Consider the following 20,469-nt stretch of genomic DNA (forward strand, 5'->3'; position numbering starts at 1 on the left):
GTTGTGAAGATATGGCACATGATCACAATGTGAACCCCAACGCTCCATTGGAATATCAATCAGAAGTCGGTCGATTGAACATCACCGGTTTCTGGACCTTCCTTGGTGCAGAGATCGCTTTATTCTCGACATTATTCGCATCCTATTTCGCGTTGCAGTCACGTGTAGGTGACGGCCCGACCTCAACTGAAATGTTCGAAGCTGGTCTTGTCATGATTATGACAATGCTGCTTTTGACAAGTAGTTTCACTTGCGGTATCGCTATTCACGAAATGCGTGCGAACAATGTAAAAGGCGTTATTATCTGGATGATCATCACACTCATCCTTGGTGCAGGATTCATCGGTTATGAGCTGTATGAATTCGTACATTACGTACACGAAGGTGTTACACTGAGCACAAGTGCTCATTGGTCCATCTTCTTCATCTTGCTTGGTACACACGGTCTGCACGTTTCGATCGGTATCGGCTGGATCATTCTTCTATTGATTCAACTTGCAAGAAGAGGACTTACGCCAAAAACAGCATCTAAAGTATTTATCTCAAGTCTTTATTGGCACTTCCTAGACGTTGTTTGGATCTTTATCTTCACATGCGTCTACTTGATGGGGATGGTGAGTTAATATGAGTCAACAAACGAAAAAAGGACATTTCCCTTGGAAGCATATCATCGGCTTTTTGATTTCGATCGCGTTGACACTCGTCGCCTTCGCAACAGCGCTATGGACTGACTGGTCATCATCAACGATATTCATCATCATCTTGATTTTTGCCGTCATCCAAGCAGCATTGCAGCTTGTTATGTTCATGCACATGACAGAAGGAGAAGACGGTGGATTGATTTCCGGGAATACACTTTTCGGTTTCTTCATCGCTATCGTCATCATTGTCGGTACTTACTGGCTGATGACTTCCGGTCACATGCATATGGGTATGAGTATGTAAGATAAAACCCGCTCCTTGAGCGGGTTTTTTTGTATTCCTTTCTGATTTTCTCTAGAATAGAGATGGAAAATGAGGAGGTACGGTACATGATAATGGCACATGATGAACATATACTTAAAAAGGCCAATCAAGTGGCAGAAGTGGCAAGAAAATATAAACGGATTGGGGATGAGCAGGCACAGCTTGCTCCGCAAGTGGTGGATGCATTCCGCACGACAGCTTATACATTGCTGACCGTTCCAAAGGCGCTTGGTGGAGATGGAGCTAATCTTCATGATTTCCTTTTGGCACAGGAAACGGTCGCAGCCGGAGATGGGGCTGCTGCCTTATCGATAGGCTGGCATCTTAGCACAATGCAGGATTTAAGCGAAAACGCCGATTGGCCAGATGGGGTGTTCGAGGGATTCTTGAAGGAAGTCGTCCAGGAGCGTAAGATAGTCAATCGTGCAGCCTCAGAACCGAAAACAGGCAGCCCAACCCGCGGAGGTATTCCCGACACTCGCGCTGAGCGGAAGGGTGATCATTATATAATCACTGGTCGTAAGACGTTCACTTCGATGGCTGCTGACTTGGATTATTTTCTTATCACGGCTTTTGTAGAAGAGGAAGATGCTGTCGGAAGCTTTTTGATTTCCAGGGAAATAAATGGCGTCCGTGTCGAAAAAACATGGAATCCAATGGGAATGCGTGCAACCGGAAGCGATGATTTGATTTTGGAACAGGTTAAGGTACCGTTACATCATTATGTGGAAAGAACTAAGAAGAAGTCCGGACCAAAAGGATCTTTACTGCATATTCCTGCCTGTTATTTGGGCATCGCCAAAAGCGCACGGGATGAAGCTGTCAAGTTTGCGAAAACCTTTCAGCCGAATACATTGGATAAACCAATTATCAGTGTGCCGCATATCCGGGAGAAAATAGGTGAAATGGATTTGGAATTAATGCAGGCCAGACATTTCATGTATCATGTTGCCAGCTTGTGGGATAGCTATCCTGAGAAGCAACCATACATGGGGCCAGAGCTGGCAGCGGTGAAAGTGAATGCAACGAAAGCTGCAGCCAAGGTAGTGGACCTGGCGATGCGGATTGCCGGCGGCAGAGGACTTGCCAAGTCCCAAGACTTTGAGCAGCATTATCGGGATGTACGTGCTGGATTGCACAACCCGCCGATGGATGATGCCGTTTTAGAGCTCCTGGCTTCCGATGCAGAGAAAAAGGAAAAATAATTTACTCTTTTTAGTACCAGGTATTAAAACTAGATGGTATAATGGAAGCAGATGTGAAGGAGGCAGATAATATGGAATCCAAAGCACGCATAACAGCAATTGGAACATATATCCCAGAAAAGGTACTGACCAATGCAGATTTTGAAAAAATGGTCGATACTTCTGATGAATGGATTGTCCAGCGAACTGGTATCAAAGAGAGAAGAATCGCTGCAGATGATGAGTATGTAACAGATCTATGTGAAAATGCTGCAAGAAACCTTGCGAAGAATTTCAACAAATCACTAGATGATGTGGATTTGATTCTTGTAGCTACAGTGACAGGTGAGTATAAATTCCCTAGTGTATCCAGTCAGCTGCAAGCAAGACTTGGATTGAAAAACACAGGCGCGATTGATCTTGGTGGTGCATGTGCAGGCTTTGTTTACGGGCTGCATATGGCCAACGGATTGGTCACTTCCGGTTTGCATAAAAAAGTGCTCGTTTTGGGCGGCGAGACATTGTCCAAAATCACTGATTATACCGATCGTACTAGCTGTATCCTATTCGGTGACGGTGCTGGTGCCGCATTGATAGAGTACGACGCTGAAAATCCTGGTTTCTTCGGCTTCCATATGGGAACAAAAGGAGAAGGCGGCCGCCATCTTTACCAAACTGGCTTGTCCACGAAAATGGGCGGTGAAGAGCTCACGAACCCTGGTAAATTGGTTCAGAACGGACGTGAAGTATATAAATGGGCCGTTTCTGGTGTACCAAAAGGTGTCAAGAAACTAGTGGAAGAAGCTAATATGACTATGGATGATATCGATTGGTTCATCCCGCATAGTGCCAATATGCGGATGATCGAGTCTATCTGTGATCGTCTGGATTATCCAGTGGAAAAGACACTTACCAGTATGGCTACAGCTGGTAATACATCTTCCGCTACCATACCTTTGGCTTTTGATTTCGGATTACAAGAAAACAAGGTCAAAGATGGCGATACCATGCTATTATACGGATTCGGCGGCGGTTTGACCGAATGCGGAATCATCATCAAATGGGATCCAAAAGCATAAAAAAGAGCCCGTGGAATTCACTCCACGGGTTTTCTTCTGTTCATTGCTTCAAGAATCCTTATGCGGTCCGCGAACTGGCAGATTGCCAGCAATTTTCGCACGAAACTGATCCAGGAAGATGACATTATAATACTGGTCTTTCCCATTCCTTATCACGTATTTCCGCACGTAAGCATGGAAGAATGTCCCGTCCAGCCAAGCTAGGGTCAGGCTTGCAGGAATTGCCCCTATCAATGGATGTAGACCCTCATCTGCCGCTAAGAATATGAGCATCCAGCTGACAATGGTGAAGAATATACAATCAAGCCATCCTGTTTTTTTATTTGTTTTACCTGGCAGCATTGCCATGTCGATCAAGTAGCCGATGACAGTTAGGACAACTGTCAGCTGCACAACTTTGGTAAAGGATAATTGATAGATTAAACCTGCGAAGAGATAAAGGATGGCAAAGGCAAAGATGCCTTTTAGAACTAAGGCTTTGACATGTTTCATCATTGTTCACCTGCTGCTTTTTTTATACAATATGTCCAGTTTTCGCTGCTTGTATACGCAGCTGCATCAAGTCTAAAAAATATGGTATAATAACCTGCTGTAAGTTAAGAGATAGGAGTTTATGCCGTAAATGATTACAAATATAAAAGACGCATGGTTCTCCAATGTACCGAAAGATGTTTTATCAGGTATTTTAGTCGCACTGGCACTCATTCCAGAAGCGATAGCATTTTCGATCATTGCCGGTGTCGATCCGATGGTCGGATTGTATGCATCCTTCTGTATTGCCGTCGTCATTTCATTTGCAGGCGGAAGACCTGCGATGATATCTGCAGCCACTGGTGCGATGGCACTTGTGATGGGAAGTCTTGTGGCTGATCATGGACTGCAGTATCTTTTTGCTACGACCATTTTGACAGGTATCATTCAAATTATATTCGGCGTTTTCAAAGTGGCTAGACTGATGATTTTCATTCCGCGGCCGGTTATGACTGGATTCGTTAACAGCTTGGCAATTTTGATCTTTATAGCTCAGCTTGTGCATTTCAAAGGTGAATCCTGGCAAATTTATGCTTTTGCAGCAGGTGCCCTTCTGATTATCTATATACTGCCGAGATTTGTGAAGGCTATTCCGTCACCGCTTGTAGCCATTGTTGTCATGACTATCATCGCTATTGTTACCCATAGTTCGACAAAAACAGTCGGTGATATGGGAGAACTGAAACAAGCTTTGCCTTCCTTTTTTATCCCGGATGTCCCATTCAATTTGGAAACATTACAGATCATCTTTCCCTATGCGATCGGTCTGGCGATCGTTGGTTTGATGGAGACATTCCTGACAGCGCAGCTGCTGGATGAATATACGGATACAAGCAGCAATAAAAACCGAGAAGCACGAGGTCAGGGAATTGCCAATATTACTGCTGGATTCTTCGGCGGAATGGCCGGCTGTGCCATGATCGGACAATCCGTCATCAATGTAAAAGCAGGAGGGCGTACCCGCTTATCGACCTTTATTGCAGGTGCTTTTCTCATGCTGCTGATTCTCGTATTCCAGGATGTTTTGGTGCAGATCCCGATGGGGGCACTCGTTGCAGTCATGTTCATGGTCAGCATCGGGACATTTGACTGGTCATCGGTACGGAACCTGCATCGGATGCCGCTGACGGATGCTGCGGTCATGATTGTGACAGTGATTGCAGTGGTGTGGACAGATAATCTGTCGATTGGCGTCATCATCGGAGTGTTGATGAGTGCTGTATTCTTTGCTGCTAAAATCTCCAAGGTGGATGTCAAAGAGATAAAGCAGGGGGAGACAAAGATATATAAAATCAAAGGTCAATTGTTCTTTGTTTCCGTGACTGATTTTCTGGCAAGCTTCCATCCTAAACAAGAAACAACCAAGCAAATCGTCCTGGATTTTCAAGAAGCAAGGCTATGGGATGATTCAGCTGTCGGGGCATTGGATAAACTTGTGCTGAAATATCGGGAATACGGCATCCAAGCCGATATTCAAAATTTGGATCATGCAAGCCAGGCATTGGTCGATCGACGTGCTGCTTATACGCAAGCATAAAAAATAGCGTGTACCGAAGGGTATACGCTATTTTTTTCTTTTGAACACAATGTATTTCATGAACAAGAAGCTGCTGGCGGAGGAAAGGAACATCGCAGCTCCTTTTGCTATATTGTTTTGTACATATAACGGCAATGAGATGAACGTCATCGCTTCAAGGGTCGCAACACCGGCAATGAATACGAGATTACTGATCACCAACGCAATCAATGCTTGGGCGAAGAATAAACCTTTTTCGGTTATATTTGATTTCTTTTGACTGCGGAAAGTATATCTTGTATTCCAATAATAACTGTTCCAGATACATAGCAAATAGCTGATTGTATTAAATAATAACAGCAAAAGATGATCTTTAGTCGGCCAGATGAGTAGTAATATATTCAGCACAGCCAAATCGACTGCTGCATTCAGTACACCAATTGAGGTGAATTGCAGGATTTGTGTCCTGGTTCGTTTTAACATGATTTTTCACAGCCTTCGGGTGACGTGTCAGTATCTTAACATCATACCCTCCTTTACTTCTTTTTTAACGTTTCAAGTAGTTTGAATGTGGTATGTAGTGCTATATGCTAGTTTTATCAAGCAAATCTGGAAGAGGAGTGATTGCAGTTTGTGTTACGCAAAAGACATGGAGAAACTTGCACAAAAAGCCAAGCGCCATCCTCAGAAAGTACTTAGCATGTATGTGAACACCGACCCCGCCGATCGTGACCAGACGGGTGGGGAATGGAGGATTCACGTAAAAAATGGTTTGAAGAATTTCGAGACATATCTCAAAAATGATCCGGAAGAATTGGAGCAATTCTTGAAAGTGAAGGACAGGGTGAAAGCTTTTTTGGAGGATAACGGTCAAAGCATGAAAAAAAGCTGCGTCGTGTTTGCATCAGCAGCAGATATTTGGTTTGCCGAATGCCTGCAAATGCCCGTAACAACGGAATTTCACTGGGAGAATGAGCCGAAGCTCGAACAATTCCAGTTGCTGTACGAACGATTCCCGGAATCTGGGGTGATCCTGGTCCAGAAAAACCAAGTCAAAGTAATCGATGCCGTACTAGGTAAGATCAATGATACAAAACTATTTGAGATGGATTTGGATACAGAGAAATGGAAGGTACAGGCTAGTCCCCAGCGAGCCTTATCCATTAAAGGAAAAGGCGGAAAAGGGTCGAAAAAGGACACGATCGAGAACCGTCTGGAAGCCAATCAAAAACGCTGGTACAAGTCATTGGCACCCAATCTTGATAAACTCGCAAAGGATAAGGAATGGAAAAGCATACACCTTGTAGGGAATAAAGAAGAAGCGAAATTGATTGAAAGCTATATGCAGAAGCAAGTCCAGCAAACCGATAGTAAAAACCTTTTCGATCAAGAGGAGAAAAAAGTGCTGGAGGAAGTGATTCTGTGACAAAAACATGGGAAGGGGAAAGTTTAACGGCGGAGTTGAGACCTTGGAATCCAATCTATCACTTCTGATAGATAAGCTCTACCAGCAATTAAAAGCAAAAAGCAGCATGCTCAGCCTGAGCATGCTGCTTTTACATTAGGATAGACGTTTCCCCGCCACACCATAATTTGCTTTGTTCATTTCTTCGATAACGATGGAAACTGCTTCTGCGCGTGCACCTGTCGTCTCGACCATTACATCGGTCATTTTCTTGATCATTTGTTCCTTTTGTTCATCCGTACGGCCTTCCAGCATTTTAACAGTGATGATTGGCATATTACATCGACTCCTTAACGATTGTGACACGTCGGGCAAAGTCCATAAAGCTCGAATGCGTGTGTATTTATATGATAATCCGTCAATTCATCTGTGTAAACCGGCAGCGGACATTTCTGAAGAGGCTTGGTCAGCCCACAGCTTTCACAAATGAAATGATGGTGATGCGAGCCGCTTTTACAAGCGATCTTGAACAGCTTCTCACCGTTTTTCTCACGGGATTCCAGCAGCTCCAGCTGTTCAAAAAGACGAAGATTACGGTAAATCGTATCCAAGCTGATGCCCTTATAGCTGGTTTCCATGAACGCAAGCAGCGCTTTTGCACTTCGATACCCTTTTGCATGGATGAAATAGGATAAAATATCTGCGCGTTTATCGGTATATTTATGACCATTTTCTTTCAGGACAGCAATGCCCTCTTCCACTCGCATATATCATGAAACTCCTTTCTCGAATGCAGTTTTTCGTTTGTTCGCAAGCAGCAGCTTTTGAACGATGAAACTCAACAGAAGAATAAGGATGGATACAACAACGATGGTTCCCCCTGGCGGTATTTCAAAATAATAACCTGAGAATAAACCGACAATAACGGAAGTCTCGCCGAAGAGAATTGCAAGTATCATTGCCTGTTTGAATCCCTTTGCCAGCCTGATGGCTGCAGCGACCGGGATGGTCATCAAGGCGCTTACGAGCAGTACGCCGACAATACGGATGCTCGCTGCAATGACAAGGGCAGTCAGCAGCATGAAAATGAAGTGGATCAGTTTTGCATGTAAGCCGCTGACACGCGCATGTTCCTCATCAAAAGAGAGCACGAGCAACTGCTTGTAAAGAACCCCGATCACAAGCAAAACAATGATGGAAATGATGACGATGACCCGCAAATCTTCACTGCTGACAGCAGATACCGAGCCGAATAAATAGGAAAATAAATCGGTCGTGAATCCATTCGCCAATGAAATGAAAATGACACTCAATCCTACTCCGCCGGATAGGATGATCGGAATAGCGATTTCCTGGAAATTGCGGAACATGCTGCGAAGCTTTTCGATTAACAAGGAAGCGATGACAGAAAAACCAAGTCCGGCATAAAATGGTGATATCACTGGTGTCATTAGTTTCTTCTCCATTAATAGGCCGAAAGCAATCCCGGCCAGCGTCACATGCGATAAAGCGTCCGCGATCAAGGATAGCCTGCGGACGACGATGAAGCAGCCCAATAATGGGGCTATCAAGCCGATCAGCAGACCAGTATATAGTGTATTACGTAAAAATTCGAATTGAAGAAAATCGGCAATCATGCATGGATACCTCGCAATATGTGTAAATCGGATTCAGGTAGGCTGAATTGTTCGGGGCTGCCTTCGTACTGGACTTGCTGATCCAAATAAACCAGCTTGGACGCATAATGGGCAATTCCTGCCAAGTCATGGGTGATCATCACAAGTGTCAGTCCGTTTTCACTATTCAAGCGCTGCAGTAATTCATAAAAACCTTTTACATTGGCATGATCGATCCCGACCGTCGGTTCATCGAGGATGATCAATTCCGGTTGGCTGACGAGCGCCCTGGCGATGAACACACGCTGTTGCTGACCGCCGGACAGGCTGCTGATATTTTCATGCAAATAGTCACTCATATCCACTTGTGCCACTGCCTTCTTCACCGCAGCTCGGTGCTTGGCCGAGAATCTGCGGAAATAACCGATCTTTGGAGTAAGACCCATCGCAACCACTTCAAATACAGTGGCCGGGAACCCTTTGTTGAAGGCATTCGCTTTTTGCGAAACAAAGCTGACCTTATTCCATTCTTTGAAGGAAGAAACAGACTGTCCGAAAAGCTGGATGGAGCCTTTATTCGGCTGAAGCAATCCGAGGGCAAGCTTGATCAAAGTTGTTTTGCCTCCACCATTGGGGCCAATCAATCCGAGGAAGTCACCTTTTTTCACTTGCAAGGATACTTCGCGCAAGGCTGCTTTTTGTTCATAAGAAAAATTAATATTATCTATTTGAAGGATAGATGTCATTTTCTATCACCTTTCTAATCACGTACTCTTTCACAAGGAACTATTCTATCGTAATCATTTCGATTTGTAAATCATAATCGTTTCGATTAAAAAAAGAATTTCACTTTTAATTTAGGAGGGAGACAAACTTCAGCTTTTAATCAAAAGGTGCAAGTAGAGTTTAGGGAATGGATCCGCGAAATAAGCAAAGAGGATGTAATAGATGGAAAAAGACCTCCGCCTTGGTGAGCGGAGGTCTTTTCTCACACAGCTGCTGCTGTGTCGTCTTTTTTAACATATTGAATTGGCTGCTGTTTCTTCCACATCAATGCAAGACAGGAAAGCAGGAAGGTGATGACCAGTATCAATCCAAGATGGAGGATTGTCGAGGAAACACTATGTCCTGCGTAGATGAGCTGACTGAAGCCTTGTACCCCGTTGGAAGCTGGCAATGCTGCACCTATCACACGGAACACTGGAGACAATAAATCTGCCGGAATGATATTCCCTGCTGCCATCAGCTGGAACGGAATCATTGCTACATTGAATAAGGCGCCGGCATTACCGAAAATAGCAAAGCTCATTTGGGTGAAGCTGATGCAGGCAAAGACGACGAGCAGCTCGTAGCCCCATAGCTGCATATAAGAAGCAGCAGTGTCATTTGCGAAATAGTGAATCGTGACAGTGATGGTCGTTACGACAAGCCCGATGATCAGTAATAGAAGCTGCTTGTTCCAAAATACTTGCCATTTGCCGAACTTGCGATTCACGATTTGCGTGACGATGTTCATTTGGATATTCATCGTCATGAAAGCGATGAATACGATGAAGCCGAGGATCATCGGAACCATGGAAGTGGCAAAATTACCGATAGGATTTTCTTTGACGATTTCTGCTTGTACATTGGATCCTGCGATGGAAGCTGTCATTTGTCTGGCTGCACTTTCAGCTGCCGACAGGGCGACTTGTGAATTGGAACTATTCATGTAAAACTTCAGGGAAGTATCGCTCTGTTTGGCCAAGTTTTCAGTGAACGCCTCTGGAATGACGATCAGCATGGCAATGTTGTTTTGATCAAGCTGTTCTTTCGCATCAGCATAGGAAGCGAGCTTTGCATCGAATGGCAAGCCGTCGATCATTTGATCGGCCAATGCATCAGCTTGTGTACCATCTTCATTGACCACGGCAGCTTGCAGTCGATCCAGATGATCGGTTGCATCATGATAGCCCGTCAACCAAATGATGGAAAAAAGTAAGGGGACAATGATGGCAAAAGCGATGCCGACTTTCGTATTAGGGATTTTGAACATCTCCCGTAATGGTTGTAAACGCAAAATAAAAAACTCCATTCTATAATAGTTGCATGTGCAAGTATTTGGTGAAAAAAATCACTGCAAATTCTGATGCAGCCTGTGGATCAGAGTATGCAGCAATTCAATTTCACTTTGTTGGAACCCATCGTACGCATGTTTTTCAATTTCTTCTATCCTTGGTTTGATAAGTTGAACCAGTTCCCGGCCTTCCGCCGTAATCTGCAAGCGGATCGCCCTGCGGTCATGCGGATCATGTCCGCGGGTCACTAAACCCTTCTTTACAAGTTTATCGACAATCTTCGTCACAGTTGTCTGTTCTCTCTCTGTCAATCCGGCAAGCTCTTTTTGGGTGATATCATCTTGCTTGTCCAACTCGGCAACAAGGGAGAATTGTTCAGGTGTCAATTCGAACGGTAGAAGCATACGGGAAGTTTCCCGTTTCAAGGATAGGTAAGTCCTGGATAAAATCAGTCCTAATTCGTCCTGTTTCCTGCCCATGTTTGGCTCCTTTCAAATAGTTGCACATGCAAGTATATTACAAATTTGAAGACAATTCGTCAATAATTTTTTTGGATTCAAACAAAAAGGACAACCAGCAGCTGATTGTCCATCTGTCTCATATATAAGGAAGTTCCTGGCGTGTGTTGCTGAATTGCTGATAGGCTTGCTCCACCTTCTGCTGCGGGGCTTGTTCCAAGCTGTACCAGCCGTGCTGGAACATCAAATTATACAAATTGCGCTGGGCATCCTGTGATTCCTTGAAAATGCGAGCCACCGTTTCATACAGCGATTGATTGCTCATTTCATTAAGTGCAGTGCTGTATGAAGCTGTCATATATTTTTCAGTCGCAAGCAAATCAGTCACATGGTCCCGATCATTCATAGCCTGTGTCGTCGGTACCGGTGTTTGCGGATTCTGTACCTTCTGGTTCTGCGGCATAACGTTCCCTCCTCCCTTAATTAAGCGGTTTCGTCTGTAAATGTTCCAGTAACATATCATAATGGCGCTGATGCATCTGACCGACAGTGTGCAATGCTTCCTGTGCATCTGTAAGCTGTACTTCCCTGGCGGCATGCTGTGCTTTCTTGGCTGCATTCAAATTCCAATTGAGCATATCGGCCAAGTACAGTAAGTCTTTTTCAGATATCATTTCCGGCGGCTGCAGCATGATATCGTTTGTGTTTCCTGATGGCATGGGATCCCTCCTTTTTCTTTTCTATCGTGCCCGTGTTCCATCGGTTTATTCTGTGCGTAAGATGCAAAGGACTATGCTAAAATAGCAGTAGGAAAGGAAGGGGATAATATGTTCCGATTTTATTGGTACCCAAATTGCAGTACATGCAAAAACGCAAAAAAATGGCTGGATGCGAATGAGGTATCGTATGAAGCAATACATATCGTCGAGAACCCGCCAAGCCCTGAAGTTCTTCAGGAAGCAGCGGATAAAAGCGGCCTGCCGCTTACCAAACTGTTCAATACGAGCGGGAAAGTCTATCGTGAGGGCGGCTATAAGGATAAAATCAAAGATGCAGATGATAACCAGCTGAAGGCGTGGCTGTCTGAAAACGGTATGCTGATCAAGCGCCCGCTTTTGATCGGTGAGGACACTGCTGCTGTCGGTTTCAAGCAAGAAACATATGAGGCTGTAACTGCTTCGAAATAAGCTGAATCGGTGGTAATTTTATCTATTATTTCTTATAGTAAATATGTTAGCTATTCTTGTAGAAAATAGGTGGAGGAATTAAAATGAGCAACTTACCGAAAGATCTACGTTACACGGAAGAACATGAATGGATCAAAAAAGAAGAAGGCAACCAGTACCGGATCGGTATTACCGACTTCGCTCAGGATGAACTCGGGGATATCGTGTTCGTGGAACTTCCATCCGTTGGTGATGAATTGAAAGCGGACGAGCCATTTGGCAGTGTCGAATCTGTCAAGACAGTATCCGAGCTGTATGCTCCGATCAGCGGTAAAGTCGTGGCTGTGAACGAAGATTTGGATGACAGTCCCGAATTCGTGAATGAATCCCCATACGAGAAAGCATGGATGATCGTGGTGGAAACAGACGACGAAGCGGCTTATGAAAGCCTGCTTTCGGTTGAGGATTACGAAGGAAGAATCAAAGAGGATTAATTTTTGCTGCCCTTGTTGGCAAGGGCAGCGGTTTCCTTTCATATACTATGGCAAGCTTTATTGCTAAGCTGCCTTCATTCGGAGCGCGGGCAAGGAAGCAATCAAATATCGATCAGAATAGGTGATGCCAGTATGGGTGATGAAGAAAAGGTCATTATCGTGGAAGGGCGCTCGGACAAAGAGCAGATTAGGAAAATCATCGATGAGGATGTGACGATCATCTGCACCAATGGGACATTGGGCATCGAGCGGCTGGAACAGCTGTTGTATGAATATGACTTGGATCACAAGCAAGTATATATCATGGTGGATGAGGACAGCGCTGGGCACAAGCTGAGGAAACAGCTGGCCAGAGAGCTTCCGCATGCCCAGCATATCTACGTAGACAGAACCTATCGAGAGGTAGCAGCGACCCCGGCACCTGAATTGGCCACGGCCTTGCTTAGCAGAAGCATCATGGTGAATCCATTCTTCCTCGCCTGAAGAAAGAAGGGATGAATTATCAACGTCATCGAAAAAGAGGTCCAGGGAGTCATCCGGCAGGAACAGGCAAGGATATTTGTGCACACGCCGTTTTGCGGCACATGCCAGCTTGCCGAAAAAATGCTCCTGACAGTCGAGTCTGTAATGGGCCAGGAATATTATCATAAACTGAACGCCTCTTTATTTCCTGATTTCATGCAGGAATATCAGATTGAAAGCGTACCTTGTCTGCTTATTCTCAAACAAGGAAAAGTTCAGGAAAAAATATATGCGTTTCATTCCGTCCAGCATATGCTGGCGAAAACGCTGGATGAATAAAACAGTTTTCCAAATGGAAAGCTGTTTTTTTGCAGGAATTTTGATGACTTGGAGCCAAATACACAGCAAGGGGGGATGGCGGATGATCATCGAAGAATTGGAAAAGCTCAAACAACAAATCGAGGTAAGGGAGGATCTGCTGCCTTTATGCAATGACAAACGATTGAAGGTGTTCATTGAATGGGAAGATGACCATTTCGATTTGCATATCGATAGAAGCAGTCTGACGACCCCGGCCTCAAAGCCTTATGGCTTTTTACATATTCGTACAGATGAACAGACACTTCATCAGCTCCTTGCCGGAGAAGTCCAGCTTCGCACTGTATGCAACAGGCAAGTTGTGGAAGGGGATTACCAGCATATTCTTCTTGTGGAAGCGCTCTTGTTTCTAGGAGCCGGAGCCAGACTGTAATATATGTTGACAGAACTTTATACTAGTGCTAAACTCCTTTTTAGCAATCATATATAAAACTCTTATCCAGAGTGGCGGAGGGACTGGCCCGATGAAGCCCGGCAACCACAGGTTTTCCTGTATGGTGCCAATTCCTGCAGGGAAACCTGTACAGATGAGAGAACAATTATCGCAGACAACCGCGTCTTTTTGTTCTCATGACAAAAAGACGCTTTTTTTTATGTTTGCAGAGCAACACGAGGAAGGAGGAGCGGATATTGATCACCATCAAAAACCTCTCCAAAATATATCGCACAAAAAAACAGAATATTACAGCGGTTGATCAGCTTGACCTCACGATAGAGTCTGGTGAGATTTTCGGCGTGATCGGGTATAGCGGCGCAGGTAAAAGTACATTCGTACGCTTGTTGAACCGTCTTGAAGAACCGACTGCCGGTGAAATCATCATCAATGGCAAGGATATCGTCAAGCAGCAGAAAAATGAACTCCGGCTTGCCAGACAAGAAATCGGGATGATCTTCCAGCATTTCAACTTGCTATGGTCCCGGACGGTACACCAAAACATCGCCTTTCCGTTGGAGATAGCAGGTGTGCCAAAGAAAGAAAGAAAAGCCAAAGTCGATCGATTAATTGAACTGGTCGGATTGAAAGGACGCGAAAATGCTTATCCATCCCAATTAAGCGGTGGGCAGAAACAGCGGGTCGGCATTGCAAGAGCGCTCGCTAATGATCCGAAAGTGCTGCTTTGTGATGAAGCGACATCAGCATTGGACCCGGAAACGACAGACAGCATCCTTGATTTGCTGGTTGACATCAACAAACGTCTCGGTTTGACCATCGTAATGATTACACACGAAATGAACGTCATCCGCAAAATCTGCCACCGTGTTGCCGTGATGGATACAGGCAAGGTCGTGGAAGTTGGCGACGCAGCGCATGTATTCCAAAATCCACAGCAAGCCATCACGAAGCGCTTCGTCCAGCAATTGGATGGAAGTGAGCAATATGAATCCTTATCGGCAGCTGCGCTGAAAGAAGGTGCAGGAACGATTGTGAAGCTTTCCTTTTCCGGCGAAAATGTCAACCAGACAGTTGTCAGCCAGACTGCGAAACAATTCGATGTGGATATCAATATCCTGCAAGGAAATGTACTGCAGACACAAACTGGTGCTGTCGGCAGCCTGTTTTTGCAGCTTGTGGGCAGTGAAGCGGAAGTGGAGAAGGCACTGGACTTCATCCGCAGTGCAAATGTGAAAGCGGAGGTGCAGGAACTTGTTTGAGAAATGGTTTCCGAATGTAGATATAGCAGATTTGAACACAGCCATCTACGAGACATTCTATATGACGATCCTATCTTTGATCGGTACTTTCATCATCGGCATCATCCTTGGACTTTTACTTTATCTGACTAGTAAAGGGAAGCTGTGGGAAAACAAAATCGTCTATTGGATCGTGGCAGCGGTAGTCAACGTATTCCGTGCCATTCCATTCATCATCCTGATTTTGCTGCTGTTCCCATTCACCGATTTTATCGTCGGAACGATCCGCGGACCGGAGGCAGCATTGCCTGCACTTATCATCGGGTCGGCACCTTTCTATGCGCGCCTTGTGGAGATTGCGCTGAAAGAAGTGGACAACGGGGTAATTGAAGCTGCCAAGGCAATGGGTGCGAAAAACAGTACGATCATGTTCAAGGTATTGCTGAAAGAATCCATGCCGGCGCTTGTCTCAGGTATTACGGTAACGGCGATCGCCCTTATCGGTTCCACAGCAGTAGCTGGCGTAATCGGCGCAGGGGGACTAGGCGACTTCGCTTACTTCTACGGTTTCCAGCGCCGGCAGTTCGATGTCGTATTCATCTGTACGCTGCTTATTGTCATCGTGGTATTCGTCTTCCAATTTATTGGAGACTTGATTTCAAATAAATTAGATAAACGATAAAGGAGAGGGATTCATTTGAAAAAGGCATTATTGGTCATTTTATCAGCTGTTTTCATGGTATTCCTGGCAGCTTGCGGTTCTTCCGATAGCGGTTCAGGTGATGAAGAAACGACAACAATCAAAGTAGGTGCTTCCAGCACACCACACGCAGAAATTCTTGAAGAAGCAAAACCGCTTTTGGAAAAAGAAGGAGTCAATCTTGAAATTGAAGAGTATCAGGATTATGTCCTTCCCAACGATGACTTGGAAAGCGGCGACCTGGATGCTAACTACTTCCAGCACATCCCTTACTTGGAGACTTCCAATGCGGATACTGGATATGATTTGATCAGCCTTGGCGGTGTTCACTTGGAACCAATGGGCGTTTACTCTAAAAACATCAAGAAAATCGATGATATCAAAGATGGCACAGAAGTACTCATGGGTCGTAACGTAGCCGAGCAAGGACGTGTGCTATCCATCTTCCAAGAGGAAGGTCTTATCAAGATCAAAGATGGCGTCGAGCCTGTTGATGCAACTTTCGATGATATCGCAGAAAATCCAAAGAACTTGAAGTTCAGCATGGAAGTTGATCCTGCTTTCTTGCCGGATACGTATGAATCTGAAGAAGACGCATTGGTCGTCATCAACACGAACTATGCTTTGCAGGCAAATCTTAAACCTTCCAAGGATGCATTGATTCTTGAAGGCACAGACTCTCCATATGCAAACATCGTTGCTGCTCGTGCCGAGGATAAAGATAACGAAGCATTGCAGAAATTGATGGACGTGCTTCATTCTGATGAAATCAAACAATTCATCGAAGAGAAGTACGATGGCTCCATTCTCCCTGTCGATGAATAAGAAAGACCATTCTCATGCCTTTGCTGGTATTCTCAGCAAAGGCATTATTTTTGGCTTGAAATGGAAGTGTGATACAATAGGACAAGACCATGTTAAAACTGTGTTTTTATCTAGTAAAAAAGTTGATAATGGTCGAACAATGCTTTAAGATTATAATGAGAATAAATTGATAATGTGTTTAAATAACATTATCGAAATTTATAAAATAGCAGCTATCGGAGGGTTAATAAATGGCAGGTTCAGTTCTAGAGATCAAAGACCTACATGTTTCGATTGAAGATAAGGAAATTCTTAAAGGTGTAAACCTTACGATAAAAAGCGGGGAATTCCATGCGGTAATGGGACCAAACGGTACTGGTAAATCCACATTGGCATCCGCAATCATGGGCCATCCAAAATACGAAGTGACAGGCGGAAGCATCACTTTGGACGGAGAAGATGTGTTGGAAATGGAAGTGGACGAGCGTGCTCGTGCCGGTCTATTCCTTGCAATGCAGTATCCGAGTGAAATCAGCGGTGTAACAAATGCCGACTTCCTTCGCTCCTCTATCAACGCCCGCCGCGAAGAAGGCGATGAGATATCATTGATGAAATTCATCAAAGAAATGGACGAAGCGATGGACTTCCTTGAAATGGATAAGAACATGGCTCAGCGCTACTTAAACGAAGGTTTCTCCGGCGGTGAGAAAAAACGTAATGAAATCCTTCAGCTTCTTATGATGAAAGCTGAAATCGGTATCCTTGACGAGATCGACTCCGGTCTTGATATCGATGCACTGAAAGTTGTCGCAAAAGGTATCAACAAACTGCGCGACGAAAACTTCGGTTGCCTAATCATTACCCACTATCAGCGTTTGCTAAACTACATCGAGCCTGACTTCGTACACGTTATGATGCAAGGCCGTGTCGTTAAATCCGGCGGATCCGAGCTTTCCCAGCGTTTGGAAGCAGAGGGCTACGATTGGATTAAAAAAGAGCTGAACATCGAAGACGAAACAATTAACGCGTAAACTGGAGGAGGGATCTTATGACTGTTGAAACGAAGCAACCATATAATGATGAATATATCAGCCGTTTTTCCAGTTCCCGCAATGAGCCTGAATGGATGAAGGAACTTCGTCAGCAAGCTCTTTCCCAATCGGAATCTTTGGACATGCCAAAACCCGATAAAACTGGGATTAAGAACTGGGATTTCGACACGTATGTGCATGAAGTAGAAGGGGAAAAAATCAGCGCATTGGGCAGCCTGCCAGCAAGTGTGGCGGCATTGATTGATGCGGATAATGCTCCAAATCTTTACATTCAGCGCAATAATAGTGCAGCATACCTTGCCTTAAGCGAAAAATGGAGCGAGCAAGGCGTCATCTTCACAGATATCTTCACTGCCTTGCAGCAGCATGGTGACTTAGTGAAGAGATTCTACATGAAGGATGCTGTAAATATTGATGAAGATCGTCTTACTGCTCTGCATGCGGCATTAATGAACGGCGGCGTGTTTGTCTATGTTCCGAAGAATGTCGTAGTGGATGAGCCGCTTCAGACTATCTTCTGGCAGGAAGATGATAAAGTAGCTTCCTTCAATCATATTTTGATCGTAGCCGAAGCGAATAGTGCTGTAACATATGTTGAAAACAGCGTTTCCCATAACGCAGATCAAGCAACATTCGCAAACGTTGTGACAGAAGTCATAGCAGGAGACAATGCCAATGTATCTTATGGTGCTGTTGATAACTATGCTGCAGGCACGACTGTCTATGCAAAACGCCGCGGTGTAGCTTACCGTGATGCTCGCATCGACTGGGCGATCGGCCAAATGAACGATGGTAACACAATCAGTGAGCATATCACACACTTGATCGGGGATAACTCCGGTTCCGAAGCGAAAAGTGTAGTTGTTGGACGCGGAAAACAAATCCAGAACTTCACGACGAATATTATCCACTTCGGTAAGAATTCTGTTGGAAGCATCTTGTCCCATGGTGTCATGAAAGACCAGGCAAGCTCTGTATTCAACGGTATTGGTAAAATCGAACATGGTGCCAGCAAATCCGATGCCACTCAAGAAACACGTGTCTTGATGCTTAGCCAAGGTGCACGCGGGGATGCGAACCCGATTCTTTTGATTGATGAAGATGATGTAGTGGCAGGGCACGCAGCTTCTGTAGGCCGTGTCGATCCGCTTCAGCTTTATTACTTGATGAGCCGCGGAATCACGAAGCATGAGGCTGAACGTCTGATCATCCATGGATTCCTTGCACCTGTTGTAAATCAGCTGCCGATCGAAACGGTTAAAAATCAGCTGACTCAGGTAATCGAAGGGAAAGTAAACTAATGGATGCCCGCTCTATCCGTGAACAGTTCCCGATCCTGCATCAGGAAGTCAACGGACATCCGCTGGTTTACTTGGATTCCTCTGCAACTTCCCATAAGCCGATAAAGGTATTGGAAGCTGTGGATGCCTATTACCGGAACGATAACAGCAATGTACACCGCGGTGTGCATACGCTGGGAACCCGGGCCACAGATAAATATGAAGGTGCAAGGGAAAAGGTGCAGCAGTTCATCAATGCCAGAAGCACCAAGGAAGTTATCTTCACACGCGGTACGACGACAGCAATCAACACGGTTGCTCACAGTTACGCTCGCGCGAACTTGGAACCTGGTGATGAAGTGATCATCACACCGATGGAGCACCATAGTAATATCATTCCGTGGCAGCAGGCGGTCAAAGCGACCGGAGCAACATTGAAATATTTCGAACTGAACGAAGATGGAACCTTGAATATGGAAGATGTAAAGAAATCAATCGGTCCGCAAACGAAGATCGTTGCTCTGACGCATATTTCCAACGTTTTAGGAACTATTAATCCAATAAAAGAAATCGTCGAGCTTGCTCATCGGCAGAATGCTGTCGTCCTTGTGGATGGTGCCCAAGGTGCTCCGCATTTGAAAGTTGATGTACAAGACATCGATTGCGATTTCTATTGCTTCAGCGGACATAAGATGTGCGGACCTACAGGAATCGGTGTCCTGTATGGAAAGCAGGAGCTGCTGGAAAATATGGAGCCAGTCGAATTCGGCGGCGAAATGATCGACTTTGTCCATTTGTATGATTCCACGTGGAAGGAGCTTCCTTGGAAATTCGAAGGAGGCACACCGATCATAGCCGGAGCAATCGGTCTTGGTGCTGCGATTGATTTCCTTCAAGAAATCGGAATGGATGAGATTGCAGCTCACGATCAGAAGCTGACAGCATATGCGATGGAGCGAATGAGCGAAATCGAAGGGTTGACTATCTATGGTCCTTCCGCAGCCAAACGCTCTGCCGTTGTCACATTCAATATCGACGGTGTCCACCCGCATGATACAGCTACTGCCCTCGATACAGAAGGAATAGCTGTCCGTGCCGGACATCACTGTGCCCAGCCGCTTATGCGCTGGCTGGACGTCACTGCTACTGCTCGTGCCAGCATGTACGTTTATAATACCGAGGACGATATCGACAAACTTGTCAGCGGACTGACAAAAACGAAGGAGTTTTTCGGAAATGTCTTTTGATAACCTTGATACACTCTACCGGCAAGTGATCATGGATCACTATAAACATCCGCGTAATCGTGGTAAGCTGGAAGGAGACGCATTGGTGGTCGACATGAACAACCCGACTTGCGGAGACCGTATTCAGCTGCAGCTTCAGGTGGAGGATGGCAAGGTGAAGGATGCAAAATTCGAAGGAGAGGGCTGCTCCATCAGCATGTCCTCTGCTTCCATGATGACCCAAGCCATCAAAGGCAAATCCATTGAAGATGCACTCCGGATGTCACACCTGTTTTCCGATATGATGCTTGGAAAAGAAATCGACCCAGGCAACTTGGAACTTGGTGATGTAGAAGCGCTGCAGGGAGTTGCGAAATTCCCGGCGCGCATCAAATGTGCGACACTCGCCTGGAAGGCGATGGAGCAAGGCGTCGAAAAGAAATAATACTTGAACACTGTCGTG

The 20,469-nt window shown here is 45.1% G+C and carries 28 protein-coding genes and 1 riboswitch; of the genes, 18 read left to right on the forward strand and 10 right to left on the reverse strand.

What is annotated here, in order from left to right; translation table 11 throughout:
• Positions 1-11 precede the first annotated feature (11 nt).
• The 4 genes from qoxC (at position 12) to BLQ53_RS02775 (ending at position 3,229) form a co-directional block, all read left to right on the forward strand.
• Positions 12-623: a cytochrome aa3 quinol oxidase subunit III gene (gene qoxC / locus BLQ53_RS02760; protein ID WP_093725733.1), complete on the forward strand. Its 612-nt coding sequence runs from the start codon at positions 12-14 to the stop codon at positions 621-623.
• A 1-nt stretch (position 624) separates the two neighbouring features.
• Positions 625-945: a cytochrome aa3 quinol oxidase subunit IV gene (qoxD, locus tag BLQ53_RS02765; RefSeq protein WP_093725734.1), complete on the forward strand. Its 321-nt coding sequence runs from the start codon at positions 625-627 to the stop codon at positions 943-945.
• 86 nt (positions 946-1,031) lie between these two features.
• The gene (locus BLQ53_RS02770) at positions 1,032-2,171 is read left to right on the forward strand and encodes an acyl-CoA dehydrogenase family protein (RefSeq protein ID WP_244499216.1); all 1,140 of its coding nucleotides are present in this window, start codon (positions 1,032-1,034) and stop codon (positions 2,169-2,171) included.
• Between the two features lie 71 nt (positions 2,172-2,242).
• Positions 2,243-3,229 (forward strand): ketoacyl-ACP synthase III, encoded by a 987-nt coding sequence (locus BLQ53_RS02775; RefSeq protein WP_093725735.1) that lies wholly within the window; start codon positions 2,243-2,245, stop codon positions 3,227-3,229.
• 48 nt (positions 3,230-3,277) lie between these two features.
• Here BLQ53_RS02775 and BLQ53_RS02780 read toward each other — a convergent pair whose 3' ends face one another.
• Positions 3,278-3,721 (reverse strand): DUF2512 family protein, encoded by a 444-nt coding sequence (locus BLQ53_RS02780; protein ID WP_170829556.1) that lies wholly within the window; start codon positions 3,719-3,721, stop codon positions 3,278-3,280.
• Between the two features lie 130 nt (positions 3,722-3,851).
• Here BLQ53_RS02780 and BLQ53_RS02785 point away from each other — a divergent pair, with 130 nt between their 5' ends.
• Positions 3,852-5,297 carry a SulP family inorganic anion transporter gene (locus BLQ53_RS02785; protein ID WP_093725737.1) on the forward strand — a complete coding sequence of 482 codons (1,446 nt, stop codon included), beginning with the start codon at positions 3,852-3,854 and terminating at the stop codon, positions 5,295-5,297.
• A gap of 27 nt (positions 5,298-5,324) precedes the next feature.
• Here BLQ53_RS02785 and BLQ53_RS02790 read toward each other — a convergent pair whose 3' ends face one another.
• A complete protein-coding gene (locus BLQ53_RS02790) occupies positions 5,325-5,759 on the reverse strand; it encodes a GtrA family protein (protein WP_093725738.1) in 435 nt (144 codons plus the stop codon).
• A 148-nt stretch (positions 5,760-5,907) separates the two neighbouring features.
• Between BLQ53_RS02790 and BLQ53_RS02795 the strand changes: the two genes are divergently transcribed.
• On the forward strand, positions 5,908-6,702 hold the full coding sequence (locus BLQ53_RS02795; protein ID WP_244499217.1) for a VLRF1 family aeRF1-type release factor: 795 nt from the start codon (positions 5,908-5,910) through the stop codon (positions 6,700-6,702).
• A gap of 135 nt (positions 6,703-6,837) precedes the next feature.
• Here the strand turns inward: BLQ53_RS02795 and BLQ53_RS02800 are convergent, their stop codons facing one another.
• The 8 genes from BLQ53_RS02800 to BLQ53_RS02835 all read right to left on the reverse strand — a co-directional run bounded on the left by BLQ53_RS02800 (position 6,838) and on the right by BLQ53_RS02835 (position 11,531).
• The gene (locus BLQ53_RS02800; RefSeq protein ID WP_093725739.1) at positions 6,838-7,017 is read right to left on the reverse strand and encodes a 2-hydroxymuconate tautomerase; all 180 of its coding nucleotides are present in this window, start codon (positions 7,015-7,017) and stop codon (positions 6,838-6,840) included.
• A gap of 14 nt (positions 7,018-7,031) precedes the next feature.
• The gene (locus tag BLQ53_RS02805; RefSeq protein WP_093725740.1) at positions 7,032-7,448 is read right to left on the reverse strand and encodes a Fur family transcriptional regulator; all 417 of its coding nucleotides are present in this window, start codon (positions 7,446-7,448) and stop codon (positions 7,032-7,034) included.
• Positions 7,449-7,451: 3 nt separating this feature from the next.
• On the reverse strand, positions 7,452-8,318 hold the full coding sequence (locus BLQ53_RS02810; protein WP_093725741.1) for a metal ABC transporter permease: 867 nt from the start codon (positions 8,316-8,318) through the stop codon (positions 7,452-7,454).
• Positions 8,315-9,043 carry a metal ABC transporter ATP-binding protein gene (locus BLQ53_RS02815; RefSeq protein ID WP_093725742.1) on the reverse strand — a complete coding sequence of 243 codons (729 nt, stop codon included), beginning with the start codon at positions 9,041-9,043 and terminating at the stop codon, positions 8,315-8,317. Before BLQ53_RS02815 ends, BLQ53_RS02810 begins: the two co-directional genes overlap by 4 nt.
• Positions 9,044-9,285: 242 nt before the next feature.
• Complete coding sequence (locus BLQ53_RS02820; protein ID WP_244499218.1) at positions 9,286-10,356, reverse strand: YhgE/Pip domain-containing protein; 1,071 nt, start codon at positions 10,354-10,356, stop codon at positions 9,286-9,288.
• Between the two features lie 54 nt (positions 10,357-10,410).
• Entirely contained in the window at positions 10,411-10,833 is a 423-nt protein-coding gene (locus tag BLQ53_RS02825; RefSeq protein WP_093725744.1) for a MarR family winged helix-turn-helix transcriptional regulator, read from the reverse strand.
• A gap of 118 nt (positions 10,834-10,951) precedes the next feature.
• On the reverse strand, positions 10,952-11,275 hold the full coding sequence (locus BLQ53_RS02830; protein ID WP_093725745.1) for a spore coat protein: 324 nt from the start codon (positions 11,273-11,275) through the stop codon (positions 10,952-10,954).
• Positions 11,276-11,291: 16 nt separating this feature from the next.
• Positions 11,292-11,531 carry a hypothetical protein gene (locus BLQ53_RS02835; protein WP_093725746.1) on the reverse strand — a complete coding sequence of 80 codons (240 nt, stop codon included), beginning with the start codon at positions 11,529-11,531 and terminating at the stop codon, positions 11,292-11,294.
• A gap of 108 nt (positions 11,532-11,639) precedes the next feature.
• Here BLQ53_RS02835 and BLQ53_RS02840 point away from each other — a divergent pair, with 108 nt between their 5' ends.
• From BLQ53_RS02840 to sufU, 12 genes are all read left to right on the forward strand, one after another.
• Complete coding sequence (locus tag BLQ53_RS02840; protein ID WP_093725747.1) at positions 11,640-11,999, forward strand: arsenate reductase family protein; 360 nt, start codon at positions 11,640-11,642, stop codon at positions 11,997-11,999.
• 83 nt (positions 12,000-12,082) lie between these two features.
• Positions 12,083-12,472 carry a glycine cleavage system protein GcvH gene (gene gcvH, locus BLQ53_RS02845; RefSeq protein WP_093725748.1) on the forward strand — a complete coding sequence of 130 codons (390 nt, stop codon included), beginning with the start codon at positions 12,083-12,085 and terminating at the stop codon, positions 12,470-12,472.
• A gap of 3 nt (positions 12,473-12,475) precedes the next feature.
• Complete coding sequence (locus BLQ53_RS02850) at positions 12,476-12,955, forward strand: toprim domain-containing protein (protein WP_425288275.1); 480 nt, start codon at positions 12,476-12,478, stop codon at positions 12,953-12,955.
• 51 nt (positions 12,956-13,006) lie between these two features.
• Positions 13,007-13,273, forward strand: coding sequence for a thioredoxin family protein (locus tag BLQ53_RS02855; protein WP_342005072.1), 267 nt, complete (start codon positions 13,007-13,009; stop codon positions 13,271-13,273).
• A gap of 82 nt (positions 13,274-13,355) precedes the next feature.
• Positions 13,356-13,685 carry a hypothetical protein gene (locus BLQ53_RS02860; protein ID WP_093725750.1) on the forward strand — a complete coding sequence of 110 codons (330 nt, stop codon included), beginning with the start codon at positions 13,356-13,358 and terminating at the stop codon, positions 13,683-13,685.
• A gap of 59 nt (positions 13,686-13,744) precedes the next feature.
• Positions 13,745-13,846, forward strand: a riboswitch (SAM riboswitch).
• Between the two features lie 96 nt (positions 13,847-13,942).
• Positions 13,943-14,965 (forward strand): methionine ABC transporter ATP-binding protein, encoded by a 1,023-nt coding sequence (locus BLQ53_RS02865; protein WP_093725751.1) that lies wholly within the window; start codon positions 13,943-13,945, stop codon positions 14,963-14,965.
• Positions 14,958-15,626, forward strand: a complete 669-nt coding sequence (locus tag BLQ53_RS02870; protein ID WP_170829557.1) for a methionine ABC transporter permease — start codon at positions 14,958-14,960, stop codon at positions 15,624-15,626. Before BLQ53_RS02865 ends, BLQ53_RS02870 begins: the two co-directional genes overlap by 8 nt.
• 15 nt (positions 15,627-15,641) lie before the next feature.
• Positions 15,642-16,469 (forward strand): MetQ/NlpA family ABC transporter substrate-binding protein, encoded by an 828-nt coding sequence (locus BLQ53_RS02875; RefSeq protein ID WP_212733351.1) that lies wholly within the window; start codon positions 15,642-15,644, stop codon positions 16,467-16,469.
• A gap of 230 nt (positions 16,470-16,699) precedes the next feature.
• On the forward strand, positions 16,700-17,479 hold the full coding sequence (sufC, locus tag BLQ53_RS02880; protein WP_093725752.1) for a Fe-S cluster assembly ATPase SufC: 780 nt from the start codon (positions 16,700-16,702) through the stop codon (positions 17,477-17,479).
• Between the two features lie 17 nt (positions 17,480-17,496).
• Positions 17,497-18,801: a Fe-S cluster assembly protein SufD gene (gene sufD / locus BLQ53_RS02885; RefSeq protein WP_093725753.1), complete on the forward strand. Its 1,305-nt coding sequence runs from the start codon at positions 17,497-17,499 to the stop codon at positions 18,799-18,801.
• A complete protein-coding gene (locus BLQ53_RS02890; protein ID WP_093725754.1) occupies positions 18,801-20,027 on the forward strand; it encodes a cysteine desulfurase in 1,227 nt (408 codons plus the stop codon). The genes sufD and BLQ53_RS02890 overlap by 1 nt, the downstream gene beginning before the upstream one ends.
• The gene (sufU, locus tag BLQ53_RS02895) at positions 20,017-20,451 is read left to right on the forward strand and encodes a Fe-S cluster assembly sulfur transfer protein SufU (RefSeq protein ID WP_093725755.1); all 435 of its coding nucleotides are present in this window, start codon (positions 20,017-20,019) and stop codon (positions 20,449-20,451) included. The genes BLQ53_RS02890 and sufU overlap by 11 nt, the downstream gene beginning before the upstream one ends.
• Positions 20,452-20,469: the final 18 nt, after the last annotated feature.

It is taken from the genome of Terribacillus halophilus, assembly GCF_900101385.1.
Classification (GTDB): Bacteria; Bacillota; Bacilli; order Bacillales; family Amphibacillaceae; genus Terribacillus; species Terribacillus halophilus.